Here is a 12894-nt window from a genome sequence, read left to right on the forward strand (position 1 = left end):
GTCAGACCGTCTCTTCCTGACGGGCGGCCGCCAGGCGGACCGCGTCGAGGATCTTCTCGTAACCGGTGCAGCGGCACAGGTTGCCCGAGAGCGCCTCGCGGATGTCCGCGTCGGACGGCTCGGAGTTGCGCTCCAGGAGCTCGTCGGCGGCGACCAGGAGCCCCGGGGTGCAGAAACCGCACTGCACGGCGCCGGCGTCGATGAAGGCCTGCTGGATCGGGGAGAGCCCGCCCGCCTCTCCCGTCTGCCCGTCCTGGGCCCGCGGGCGGAGCCCGCTGTCGGATCCATGCGCCGTCCAGCGCTTGGCGGCGTCGACGGACGTGCCGCAGGCGCCGGAGGCGCAGCCGCCGCCGGGGTGGGCGTCGGTGCGGTGGGCGGCGTAGTCGGCCAGACCCTCCACGGTGACGACCTCGCGGCCCTCGACCTGACCGGCCGCGACCAGACAGGAACAGACCGGAACACCGTCGAGGCGGACCGTGCAGGAGCCGCACTCGCCCTGCTCGCAGGCGTTCTTCGAACCCGGAAGCCCCATGCGCTCGCGCAGGACGTACAGAAGGCTCTCGCCCTCCCACACGTCGTCGGCCTCCTGCTTACGGCCATTGACCGTGAAATTCACGCGCATGGTTATGCAGCTCCTTCAAGGGTGCGGCCGTTGCCGCGGTAGGACTCCCAGGTCCACATCAGCGTGCGACGGGCCATGACGCCGACGGCGTGGCGACGGTAGTTCGCGGTGCCGCGGACGTCGTCGATCGGGTTGCAGGCGCCCGATGCGAGCTGCGCGAACTGCTTCGCGATCGACGGGGTGATGATCTTTCCGTTGTCCCAGAAGCCGCCCTCTTCGAGCGCCGCGTTCAGGAATTCCTCGGCCGCCTTCGCCCGAACGGGGGTCGGGGCCGCCGAGCCGATGCCGGTACGGACCGTGCGGGTCTCGGGGTGCAGGGCGAGGCCGAACGCGCAGACCGCGATGACCATCGCGTTGCGGGTGCCCACCTTGGAGAACTGCTGGGGGCCGTCCGCCTTGGGGATGTGGACGGCCTTGATCAGCTCGTCCGCCTCCAGGGCGTTGCGCTTGACGCCCTTGTAGAACTCGTCGATCGGGATCAGCCGGACGCCGCGCGCCTGCGACTCGACCTCGACGTCGGCGCCGGAGGACAGCAGCGCCGGGTGGGCGTCACCGGCCGGGGAGGCACAGCCGAGGTTGCCGCCGACACCGCCACGGTTACGGATCTGCGGGGAGGCGACGGTGTGCGAGGCGAGCGCGAGGCCCGGCAGCTCGGCCCGCAGGTTCTCCATGATCTTCGTGTACGGGACGGAGGGGCCGAGCCGGACACTCTCCTCACCGATCTCCCACTGGGCCAACTCGCCGATGCGGTTGAGGTCCAGCAGGTACTCGGGCCGGCGGTGGTCAAAGTTGATCTCGACCATCACGTCGGTGCCACCCGCAATGGGCACAGCGGTGGGGTGCTCTGCCTTTGCGGCGAGCGCCTCCTCCCAGCCGGCGGGGCGAAGGAAGTCCATGAGTGGCTCTCTTCTTCTCAAATTCGGGATCAATCGCGCGGGTCCCGGTGACGGCAGGCCCTCGACATCTCATTCGTTCATGTGCTGTTAACGCGGTGTGGAATCAGTACACAAGCCCCGATCCCTCGGGTGCAGTCACCGAAACCATGAAGGAGTTGGCTGGTCTCCACTCACGTCTTGTAGATTCGTATGAAAGGCGGTGCTCAGTTACCTCACCGCTTTCCAACGGCAACATCAAGACAGATCGGCGGCGACACGCGATGCGGCTGCGCGCACTGATGGAAACCGACGCGCTGGGGCTGCGGCTGCTCGGCGGCGAGGACGAGCTGGACCGCACGGTGCGGGGCGTCATGACCACTGACCTGCGGGATCCCAGCCGCTACCTCACCGGTGGCGAGCTGGTCCTTACCGGTCTCGCCTGGCGCCGGGACGCCGGAGATTCCGAGCCATTCGTACGCATCCTCGCGGGTGCCGGCGTGGCGGGCCTGGCGGCCGGGGAGGCCGAGCTCGGCGCGATTCCGGATGATCTTGTTTTGGCTTGTTCTCGCCATCGGCTGCCGCTCTTCGCGGTCAATGAGTCGGTCGCGTTCGCAACCATCACCGAGCACGTCGTACGCCAGGTCTCGGGCGAGCGCGCGGGCGATCTCGCGGCCGTCGTGGACCGCCATCGCAGGCTCATGACGTCGGGCCCGGCGGGCGGCGGCCCCGAGGTCGTCCTCGACCTGCTCGGCTCCGACCTCGATCTGCGGGCCTGGGTGCTTTCTCCCACCGGCCGCCAGATCGCGGGCGTGGGCGACCCGCTGGCCCCGGCCCTCGGCACCACCCTCGCCGCCGAGCACCTGGGCGCCACCCGCACCGGCCGCCGGGGCCCGCACCGGGCCACCGTCGACGGGGTGATGTACTCGCTCTTCCCGATCCGCAACAACGGGCGCGGCGCCGCCCCCGCCGCACGCGACGTGCGCGAGAGCGTGCTTTCGGACTGGCTGCTGGCCGTCGAGGCGGACGCGAGCGACTGGCCGGCCGCCCGGCTCGACCTCCTCCAGGGCGTCACCCAGCTGATCGCGGTGGAGCGCGACCGGCGCGACGCGGCCCGCACGGTGCGCCGCCGGCTCGCCCAGGAGGTCCTGGAGCTGGTGCAGACCGGCGCCGCGCCCGCCGAGATCGCGGCCCGCCTCAGGGTCGCGGCCCCCGTGCTGCTGCCCGGCCTCGGCACGGCGCCGCACTGGCAGGTCGTGGTGGCCCGGGTGGACTGGGAGCGCGATGCGGGCGCGGAGATCGCGGGCGGCCCGGTCGCGCAGTCGCTCCTGGAGGAGATCCTGGTCGACCCCGCGGTCGTCGGCGCCGAGTCCTCCGACCGGATCGCCGTGGCCCACGCGGGCGACGAGGCGATCGCGCTCGTACCGCTGCCGCCGGTCACGCCCGAGGGCGCCGAGGGCGGCCTGCACGCCGACGCGCTCCTGAACGCCGTGCGCGCGCCGCTCTCGGCGGGCCTCGCCGACGACGGCCGGCTGACCCTGGGTGTCAGCGCGGCGGTGCACTCCGCCGAGGGCCTGCGCGGCGCCCTGGAGGAGGCCCGGCACGCCCGCCGGGTGGCCGCGGCCCGTCCGGGCCGGGTGTGCGCGGCCGGCCACCACGAGCTGGCCTCGCACGTGCTGCTGCTCCCGTTCGTGCCGGACGACGTGCGGCGTGCCTTCACGGCGCGCCTCCTGGACCCGCTGCGCGACTACGACCGGCGCCACCGGGCCGAGCTCATCCCGACCCTGGAGGCCTTCCTGGACTGCGACGGCTCGTGGACGCGGTGCGCCACACGGCTGCACCTGCACGTCAACACATTGCGCTACCGGGTGGGCAGGATCGAGCAGTTGACGGCCCGTGACCTGTCCCGCCTCGAGGACAAGCTGGACTTCTTCCTGGCGCTCCGGATGAGCTGACGGTCGGTTCCGGCCGGTGCCGGACGATTGTGAACTCATTCACGCACCCCCCTTGGCCCGGCGTGCCAATCCATGCTGAGATTCGGAAACGACTCATCGGCTCGATGGCGCGCTCGGGGAGGGCAACGTGGCGCACACCGCCATGTCTGGTTCCGGAACGACTGCAGATGATGGGGATCCGCTCCAGACCGCGGTGTGGCGGCTGCGCTCGCGCGGCTGCTGGACGGACGCGGCCGCCCTGCTCGAACCCCATGCGGGGGCGCCGGCCGGCGCTCTCCAGCGCACCGCCCTGCTGACCGAGCGCTGTGTGTACACCGAGTCGGGCTGGGCGGAGGCGGACGAGGCGCTGCGCGGCGCCGAGGCCGTCGCCCGCAGCGACGAGGAGCGCGGCGCCGCAGCCTGCGAGCGCGGCCATCTCGCGTACGCCGCCACGCTGTTCGGGGTGCGCGACCGCGCGGACGAGGCCCGTTCGGCCTTCGGCCGGGCGGCCGCCCTGATCGCCCCGGAGGGACCCGGCCGCGCGCTGCTCGACTTCCGGCGGGGCCTGTTCGCCGAGAACGTGGCCGACGCGCCCCAGGCCGCCCACGCCGCCTACCGCCGCGCCCATGAGGGCGCCACCGCCCACGGCGACAGGCTGCTGCTGTCCTTCACCTGGCGCCATCTGGCCGGACTCGCCCTGCGCGAAGGGGAGTTGACGCAGGCGCGGCACGGTTTCACCGAGTCCCTGCGGATCCGTGAGGAGCTCGGTTACCTCATCGGCACGGCGCCCGCGCTCGTCGCGCTCGCCGACACCGAGGAGGAACCGGTCTCGACCCGGCTGCGTACGGAGGCGGCCCGCCTCGTACGGCTGTTGGGTGCGCCCACCTGGTTGAAGACCCCCCTGGGGACGGTGCCTCCGCCGTCCCCCGCGACATGACGGCGTGTCAGCCGGGGCGGTGACCGTCCGCGGCGTGCCGCTCCAGGTGCCGCTCCATGTGCCGCCTGGGGCGCGGCAGTTGGAGGCGTTCGCGGGGCGTGGGGCCCGAGGTGCGGACCGGGTGGCGCGCGGCTTCTCAGAGCGCGGAGCCGGTGAAGTGCTCCCGTACGAGTGACTGGACGACCGGGAGGTTCTGCGCGCACAGGGCGTCCAGGAGGGCCAGGTGTTCGGCCGCGTCGGCCACCAGGTCGGCGCGACGGGCGACGGGGGCGGCGGCCAGCGGCCACTGTGCGCGCCGGTGCAGGTCGTCGGCCACCTGGACCAGTTGCGCATTGCCCGCGAGGGCCAGGACCGCGCGGTGGAAGGCGCGGTCGCACTCCGCGTAGCCCGCCCGGTCGCCGGTGGCGGCGGCCTCGGTGGTGGCGTCGGCGAGCGGGCGCAGCTCGGCCCAGCGGCAGGCGGGGACACTGCGTGCCAGGCGCAGCATCACCGGCACCTCGATCATGGCCCGCACCTCGGCGAGCTCCGCGAGCTCGCGGGCGCTGCGTTCGGTGACCCGGAAGCCCCGGTTGGGCACGACCTCGACGGCCCCCTCGATGCTGAGCTGCTGCATCGCCTCGCGCACCGGGGTCGCCGACACCCCGAACCGTTCGCCGAGCGCGGGCGCCGAGTACACCTCGCCGGGCACCAGCTCGCCGTCGACCAGGGCGGTGCGCAGTGCGGCCAGGATCTGGCCGCGCACCGAGTGGCGGTGGACGCCGCGCGGGACGCCCGCTCCGCCGTGGGTGTGCTCGCCCCTCGCCTCGCCCGTGGCCTGACCGGGGACGCGGGGTGCCTCGGACGGAGGTACCGCCGCCGCGCGCACTCTGCCCTGCTCCACCCCGGCCTCCCACGGATCCGCCTGCCCCACACAGACCATAGGCGGACAAAGCGCGAGTTCAAACACCGCACCCATCCGCTAAGGTAAGGCTTACCTGTCAACGATCGTGATTCGGTGGTCCCGTATGACCGTCTCCGCCCTGCTGCCGCGCCCGCTGCCGAGCCCCGTCGCGGACTCGTACGCCCGTCTCGCCGAGGTGTTCCCGGCGCTCGGGATCAGGGAGCTGGCCGAGGCGGAGCCGGCACCCGAAGGCCCGGGCTGGGTCGGCGCGGCGGATCTCGCGGCCGGTGGCGCGGCCCTGGACACCTTCCTGGCCTGGGACGACGCCCAGGTCGAACGGGACTACGGACACCGGGCCCGCGCGGATGTCATCGCCTCCTTCGGCTTCCACCGCTACGCCTGGCCCGCCTGCCTCCTGGTGACGGTGCCGTGGTTCCTGCACCGCCGCGTGCCGCGGATCCCGGTCGCCGACGTGGCGTTCCAGCGGACGCTGGGCCGGATGACCGTACGGGTGCGGGAGTTCGCCTGTCTGCCCGGCGACCCGGCCGCCGCGCTGCCCGGCGCCCGTGTCGTACGGGACGAGGAGGCGCTGCGGGCCGAGGTGCGGACCGCGGTGGCCGAGCACCTGGCTCCGGTGCTCGACGGATTCGGACCGCGCATGCGGCGCGGCCGGCGGGCGCTGTGGGGCATGGCGACGGACGAGATCGTCGAAGGGCTCTGGTACGTCGGCGCGCTGCTCGACGAGGAGCCGCGCGCGATGGCCGAGCTCGACGCGCTGCTCCCCGGCACCGAGAAGCCGTATGTGGGCACGCCCGCGTTCCGGGAGTTGACCGGACCCGAGGGGCGACGGCTGCCGACCCGCGACCGGGCGAGCTGCTGTCTCTTCTACACCGTGCGCCCCGAGGACACCTGCGTCACCTGTCCGCGCACCTGCGACGCCGACCGCGTGCGGAAGCTCAGCGCCGCATCCTGACTCCATGCCACCCGTCCGGGTGACAGCCTGTCGAACCCAACTCGCTTACAGCGAACGGAAGTTCGATCGAAAACCCCCTATCCGACCCCCTTCGGACTCCGTTGGCGTCCTCTTGTCACGAAACCCCCTGCCGTCCCGCGCGGCTGGAGCAGTATGGCGGCCGATACGCCCTACGCGATGCAAGGGACACCGCATGCGACTGACCGACATATCGCTTGACTGGCTGCTTCCGGGCGGCGTGATGATCGTGGGGGTCGTCGTGGCTCTGGTAGTGCTCGCTCGCGGCAAGCGGGCCGGTGACAACACCACCGGCGACGACTCCTGGGAGCGCAGCGAGGAGCGCCGCAGAAGGAAGGAGGCGGTGTACGGCACCGCTTCCTATGTGCTCCTCTTCTGCTGCGCCGCGGTGGCCGCCGCGCTCTCCTTCCACGGTCTGGTCGGCTTCGGCCGGCAGAACCTCAATCTGACGGACGGCTGGGAGTACCTGGTCCCCTTCGGGCTCGACGGCGCGGCCATGTTCTGCTCCGTGCTCGCGGTGCGCGAGGCCAGCCACGGCGACGCGGCGCTCGGCTCACGGCTGCTCGTGTGGACGTTCGCGGGCGCCGCGGCCTGGTTCAACTGGGTGCACGCGCCGCGCGGCATGGCCCATGCGGGCGCCCCGCAGTTCTTCGCCGGTATGTCGCTCTCGGCCGCGGTGCTCTTCGACCGTGCGCTGAAGCAGACCCGCCGGGCGGCGCTGCGGGAACAGGGCCTGGTGCCGAGGCCGTTGCCGCAGATCCGGATCGTGCGGTGGCTGCGGGCTCCCCGGGAGACCTTCGGCGCCTGGTCGCTGATGCTCCTGGAGGGTGTACGCACCCTGGACGAGGCGGTCGACGAGGTGCGCGAGGACAAGCGCACCAAGGAGGAGAACAAGCTCCGCAGGCGCGACCAGGAGAAGCTGGACCGGGCGCACTTCAAGGCGCTCAGCCGGCAGAACCGTGCCTGGGGGCGCGGCAGGGGCGGCGGCCGTCAGGTCGACGTCCAGGGAATCGGCCCGGGGCCGGGCTCCGCACAGCCCAAGGCTGTCGCGGAGCCGGCCATAGCAGAGCCGGGACAACTGCCGCTGCGCAACCGGCCCTCCCTCCAGGCCGTCGGGACCACTGAGTCCTCGGCGGCCAGGACCGTGGACCTCACCGCCGAGGACGACACCCAGGCGCTGCCACGGCTCGACTCCCTGGAACGCAAACTGAAGGATCTTGAGCAGCAGTTCGGATAGCCGCGTCCCACCCGGACAGCCGCGTCCTACCCGGACAAAGGGGGCGACCCGGGGCGGCCGGGGGCGCCGGCTAGCACCGCGGCGGCGAAGCGCCGTCGAGTTCGAACCACACGACCTTTCCCCTGTCCTGCTGGCGTACGCCCCAGGCGTCCGCCAGCGCTTCGACGAGGACGAGCCCCCTGCCGTGCGTACCGTCGTCGTCGGAGGGTCGGCGAGGCGTGGGTGGGTCGGTCGCGAAATCCCGTACCTCCACGCGCAGTCCGCGCTCCCCGAGCGTGGCCGTCACCACCGCCCCCCGGTCGGTGTGGACGAGGGCGTTGGTCACCAGTTCGCTGGTGAGCAGTTCCGCCACGTCCGCCGCCTCCGCGTGCCGCGAGGACCCGATGAGTTCCCTCAGTGCGCGGCGTATGTCCCGCACCGCTGTCAGATCCGCCTGCCCCACTCTCCTGCACAGCAGAGGCTGGTCCCCCTGGTGCGCATCAGGTGTTTGGGCGGCCCCGGTCCCCGTGGGACCGAGACCTGCCTGATGCCCTGTCATAGCCCCCACCTGCACGGTGTGACGACCTTCCTCCCTCGAACACGCACACGGGATGCATGCCCCGCCTCGACACGGTCACTCATGGTGATTCCGCGGCAACCGCACGAGAATGCCTCCGGAGTGCCCCTCACGGAAGCGCGGCACGGGGCGGTCGGCCCCCGGCGCAGGTACGGCGCGAGCGGGTCGTGCGCCCGTGCACGCGCCCCGTACTCGCAAGCACAGAGGGTCCCTCGTACCTCCCGGTTTGGCATGTGCCGGACGAGATGGGTGCCCGCCGTACAGGCTGACGCGGACGGCACCGGGGCCCTTCGGCGACGTTCACGGGCCGTACTGGGCAGTACCGCCCGGTGTCGACGAGCGGGTTCCGCATCCGTGGCAGGGCGCTCCGCGCGCGGGTGGGGCGCGGGGGCGGATCGGCGCTTTACCCCGGTTTCAGCGGGGCCGACCCACCACTTCCGGGCACGGACTCCGGTGTACGCCTTCGCCGGAACCCGCTGAACAGCGCCCGCTCAAGCAACCGGACATCCCGCCGGCAGCGAACGCACGGAACGACGCGAGGCCGCCGCGTCTCCGCGAGCGGCCGCCCGTCAGGCGTGCCGCACGACGACGAACGGACCCCGCACCGGGACGCCCGGATCAGGGCACATCCCTCATGTGTCCATACGCGGCTGTCGGTCTCGGCGTACGCATGACCATGCGTGGCCCATGGTGCCGGACGACGCGACGGTGCCGCAGCTGGTCTCGGTGAACGCCCTGCGCGCCACGGCGAGTTGGGGGTGATGGGCGCGTTGCCGCATCCCTCGCGTACGCCCCGGCGTACGACCGCCCGGCCCGGTCGCGGGGGTACGCGCCTGCCGCACCCGTGCCACGACATCCCGCCCGGCACGTCGACCGCCCGGGCGGCACAAGACGTAGGCGGAAGTACGCACGGAAGCGGAGGGCCGGGTCGCGGGCACGGCCCGGCGCCGGGCGGCCGGCGTCGCTCAGTACGGGACGGTGCCGCACCAGGTCTCGGCCCAGGCGGAGGGGCCGTACTGGTTGGCCGCCCGCACCGCGACACAGATCTCATCGCCCGAGAACGGGCCGTTGATGTTGTAGCCGGTGCCGCCGGTGGAGTAGACGGTGTCCACGCTCTTCTTCGTGAAGTTGCTGCCCTTGTTGGTGAAGTGGACGTCGTAGCGGGTCGCCCCGGAGATCGTCGACCAGCTCACGGCGAGCGGCATGGAGCAGGCGCCGACACAGCTGTTGGCGTACTTGACGTTGTAGCCCTTCATGGCGGGCGGCGGGGAACCCGCGGGTGTACCGGCGGAACCGGACGAACCCGACCCGCCGGATGAACCGGCCCCTCCGGACGAACCGGACCCTCCGGACGAGCCCGACGCCCCGGACCCGCCACCGGCGCCGCTTCCCGTACCCCGGGCGGAACCGCCACCGCCGGACGGGCTCCCCCCTCCGTTGCCGGACGGCGGCGCGCCCCCGCCACTGCCCGAGGCGCTCTGGCCGCCGGTGCTGCCGTCCTGTCCCTTGGCGGCGCCCTTGTCGTTGCCGCTCGCCTCGGGGGACGGTGAACCACTGGGCGCGCTGGGCGAGTTGGCGGCCGACGGGGTCGGTGCGGCGCCGGCCGACGCGCCCGCGCCGGCGCTGCCACCGGGGCCGGCGCTCGCGCTCACGCTGCTGCTCGGCGGCTGGGCCTGGGCCTGGCTGCCGGGGTCGCTCCCGAAGGGCTGGAGCACGAAGACCGTGCCGCCGCCCACGGTGAGCACGGCGATGACGGGCAGCACGATGAACCTGCGGCGACGGCGGGCCCGCTCCTGCGGCCGGCGGACCGTGACCGCGCTGTCCGCGACGACGCCTTCGGGGGGCCCGGCCTGCGGCCGCAGGCCGAGGGTCGCCCGGTCGACGGGCTCCTCCCGCAGCGGCGCCGCCTCGGCGTCGAGCAGCCGCGCGGACTGCTGCGCCAGGCGCGCCACGACGCGGGCGGGCAGCCAGGCGCCCCGCGCGGCGCTCGGACGCGTCCGCTGCGGGTCGGCCAACAGCTCGTCCACGCCCGGGCGTTGGTCGATGTCCTTGGTCAGACACCGCGTGATGAAGGCGCGCAGCGCCTCGTCCTCGACGCCTTCCAGATCGGGCTCGCCCTCCACGATCTGGAACATCACGGCGTGCTGGTTGTCGGCGCCCTGCCCGAACGGCAGCTGCCCGGTCGCCGCATAGGTCAGCACGCACCCGAGCGTGAACACGTCGCTCTTGACCCCGGCGCTGCGGCCGCGCACCTGCTCGGGCGACATGAAGCCGGGCGAGCCGATCGCCATCCCCGTACTGGTCAGCAGGGACTCCACGGAGGTTTCGAGGGCCCGTGCGATCCCGAAGTCGATGACCTTCGTGCCGTCCACGGTGAGCATCACATTGGACGGCTTCAGGTCACGGTGCACGATGCCCGCGCCGTGAATGTCCTTGAGCGCCTTCAACAGCTGTTCGGCGAGGGCGTGCAGGGACGCGCCCGGAAGCGGCCCGTACCGCCGCACGATCTGTTCGAGCGAGAGGCCGGGTACGTACCCCGTGGCCACCCAGGGCGGCTCGTCGTCCGGATCCGCGTCGAGCACCGGCGCCGTGTACCGCTCCCCCACCTTGCGTGCCGCCTCGATCTCGCGGCGAAATCGCGCCCTGAACTGCTCGTTGGACACGTGTTCCTCGTGCACGACCTTCACAGCGACGGTGCGGCCGCTGTCCGAACGCGCGAGGAACACCCTCCCCATGCCGCCGGCGCCCAGCCGGCCCAGCAGCAGATACGGCCCGATGCGCGCGGGGTCACCGGCCGCGAGCGGCTTGATCCCCCCGTCGGCGTAATCGTCCTTCTCGCTGCTTTTTTCCCCGTTCGTACCGCTCATGGTGGTGTGGCTCCCCCGGCCCTTCTCGCCTGGTCATCGGCGTAACTCGGTTGAGCGTAGTCGCTGTTGTGGCCCGGAGCGAAGGCGAGAACACACGGACGGGCACGGGTGTTTGGGCGCCCGGCAGGGAGTGGTGTTTCCTTCACCGCCGCCCGGCAGGGATGCCGATGCTGCGGATGCCGATGCGGGCCGGCGTCGAACAGCCCAGCGGGCCGGAGCTGCCCATGCGGGGCCGCGCAGGGCAGCCGGGGCCGCTACGGCCGGGGGACGTTGCGGAGGTTGGACCGGGCCATCTGCACCATGCGGCCCACCCCGCCGTCCAGGACGATCTTGCTCGCGGAGAGCGCGAAGCCCGACACCATCTCGGCGCTGATCTTCGGCGGGATGGAGAGGGCGTTGGGGTCGGTGACGATGTCGACGAGCGCCGGGCCCTTGTGCTTGAAGGCGTCCTTGAGCGCGCCCGCGAGCTGCTTGGGCTTCTCGACGCGCACCCCGTACGCCCCGGCGGCGCGGGCGATCGCGGCGAAGTCGGGGTTGTGGTTGGTCGTCCCGTACGAGGGCAGACCGGCGACCAGCATCTCCAACTCGACCATGCCGAGCGAGGAGTTGTTGAACAGCACGATCTTCACGGGCAGGTCGTACTGGACGAGCGTGAGGAAGTCGCCCATCAGCATCGAGAACCCGCCGTCGCCCGACATCGAGACCACCTGGCGGTTGCGGTCGGTGAACTGGGCGCCGATGGCCTGCGGCAGCGCGTTGGCCATCGAGCCGTGGCTGAACGAACCGATGATGCGGCGCCTGCCGTTGGGCGAGATGTAGCGGGCCGCCCACACGTTGCACATCCCGGTGTCCACCGTGAACACGGCGTCGTCATCGGCGAGTTCGTCCAAAATCGAGGCGACGTACTCGGGGTGGATCGGGACGTGTTTGTCCACCTTGCGGGTGTACGCCTTGACGACGCCCTCCAGTGCGTCGGCGTGCTTCCTGAGCATCTTGTCGAGGAACTTGCGGTCCGTCTTGACCTTCACCCGCGGGGTCAGACAGCGCAGTGTCTCCTTCACGTCGCCCCACACCGCGAGGTCCAGCTTCGAGCGCCTGCCGAGGTGTTCGGGGCGCACGTCCACCTGGACGATCTTGACGTCGTCGGGCAGGAAGGCGTTGTAGGGGAAGTCGGTGCCGAGCAGGATCAGCAGGTCGCACTCGTGGGTCGCCTCGTACGCGGCGCCGTACCCGAGCAGGCCGCTCATGCCGACGTCGTACGGGTTGTCGTACTGAATCCATTCCTTGCCGCGCAGCGCGTGTCCGACGGGCGACTTGATCCGCTCGGCGAACTCCATGACCTCCGCGTGCGCCCCCGCGGTGCCGCTGCCGCAGAACAGGGTGACGCGCTTCGCCTTGTCGATGAGCGCCGCGAGCGCGTCGATCTCGGTGTCGCCGGGCCGCACCGACGGCAGGGATGTCACCAGGGCGTGGTCGATCGCCTTGTCGGGGGCCTGCGCGGAGGCGATGTCACCGGGCAGCGCGAGGACACTCACCCCGCCGCGGCCGATCGCGTGCTGGATCGCCGTCTGGAGCACGCGCGGCATCTGCTGGGGGCTGGAGATCAGCTCGCTGTAGTGGGAGCACTCCCTGAACAGCTGGTCGGGGTGCGTCTCCTGGAAGTAACTGAGGCCGATCTCCGACGACGGGATGTGCGAGGCCAGGGCGAGGACGGGGGCCATCGAGCGGTGCGCGTCGTACAGGCCGTTGATGAGGTGCAGATTGCCGGGCCCGCACGAGCCCGCGCACGCCGCGAGTGTGCCGGTGAGCTGGGCCTCGGCGCCGGCCGCGAACGCGGCGGCCTCCTCGTGCCTGACCTGGATCCAGTCGATGGCGGAGGCCCGGCGGATGGCGTCGACGACGGGGTTGAGGCTGTCCCCGACGACTCCGTACAGCCGCTTGACGCCCGCGCGCGCGAGGATGTCGACGAACTGCTCTGCGACGTTCTGCTTGGCCATG

10 protein-coding genes are annotated in these 12894 nt (G+C 72.1%); 4 read left to right on the forward strand and 6 right to left on the reverse strand.

Annotation, left to right across the window (positions count from 1 at the left end; genetic code table 11):
* Position 1: 1 nt before the first annotated feature.
* Both ACGFW5_RS26860 and ACGFW5_RS26865 read right to left on the reverse strand, forming a co-directional pair.
* A complete protein-coding gene (locus ACGFW5_RS26860) occupies positions 2–622 on the reverse strand; it encodes a (2Fe-2S)-binding protein (RefSeq protein WP_393836851.1) in 621 nt (206 codons plus the stop codon).
* A gap of 2 nt (positions 623–624) precedes the next feature.
* A complete protein-coding gene (locus ACGFW5_RS26865; protein WP_393836852.1) occupies positions 625–1518 on the reverse strand; it encodes an FAD binding domain-containing protein in 894 nt (297 codons plus the stop codon).
* 260 nt (positions 1519–1778) lie between these two features.
* On the opposite strand from ACGFW5_RS26865, the gene ACGFW5_RS26870 reads away from it, so the two are divergent.
* Together ACGFW5_RS26870 and ACGFW5_RS26875 are read left to right on the forward strand one after the other, a co-directional pair.
* Positions 1779–3449, forward strand: a complete 1671-nt coding sequence (locus ACGFW5_RS26870; RefSeq protein ID WP_393836853.1) for a PucR family transcriptional regulator — start codon at positions 1779–1781, stop codon at positions 3447–3449.
* Positions 3450–3591: 142 nt separating this feature from the next.
* Entirely contained in the window at positions 3592–4365 is a 774-nt protein-coding gene (locus tag ACGFW5_RS26875; RefSeq protein WP_393836910.1) for a hypothetical protein, read from the forward strand.
* Positions 4366–4501: 136 nt separating this feature from the next.
* Here ACGFW5_RS26875 and ACGFW5_RS26880 read toward each other — a convergent pair whose 3' ends face one another.
* Positions 4502–5245 (reverse strand): GntR family transcriptional regulator, encoded by a 744-nt coding sequence (locus ACGFW5_RS26880; protein ID WP_393836854.1) that lies wholly within the window; start codon positions 5243–5245, stop codon positions 4502–4504.
* 124 nt (positions 5246–5369) lie between these two features.
* Here ACGFW5_RS26880 and ACGFW5_RS26885 point away from each other — a divergent pair, with 124 nt between their 5' ends.
* Entirely contained in the window at positions 5370–6218 is an 849-nt protein-coding gene (locus ACGFW5_RS26885) for a (2Fe-2S)-binding protein (RefSeq protein WP_393836855.1), read from the forward strand.
* Between the two features lie 193 nt (positions 6219–6411).
* Entirely contained in the window at positions 6412–7473 is a 1062-nt protein-coding gene (locus tag ACGFW5_RS26890; RefSeq protein WP_393836856.1) for a DUF2637 domain-containing protein, read from the forward strand.
* Between the two features lie 70 nt (positions 7474–7543).
* Here the strand turns inward: ACGFW5_RS26890 and ACGFW5_RS26895 are convergent, their stop codons facing one another.
* The 3 genes from ACGFW5_RS26895 to ACGFW5_RS26905 form a co-directional block, all read right to left on the reverse strand.
* The gene (locus ACGFW5_RS26895; protein ID WP_393836857.1) at positions 7544–7891 is read right to left on the reverse strand and encodes an ATP-binding protein; all 348 of its coding nucleotides are present in this window, start codon (positions 7889–7891) and stop codon (positions 7544–7546) included.
* Between the two features lie 1103 nt (positions 7892–8994).
* Positions 8995–10896, reverse strand: coding sequence for a serine/threonine-protein kinase (locus ACGFW5_RS26900; protein WP_393836858.1), 1902 nt, complete (start codon positions 10894–10896; stop codon positions 8995–8997).
* Between the two features lie 254 nt (positions 10897–11150).
* Positions 11151–12893, reverse strand: a complete 1743-nt coding sequence (locus tag ACGFW5_RS26905; RefSeq protein WP_393836859.1) for a pyruvate dehydrogenase — start codon at positions 12891–12893, stop codon at positions 11151–11153.
* Position 12894 lies beyond the last annotated feature (1 nt).

This window comes from Streptomyces sp. NPDC048416, assembly GCF_043200435.1.
Taxonomy (GTDB): Bacteria; Actinomycetota; Actinomycetes; order Streptomycetales; family Streptomycetaceae; genus Streptomyces.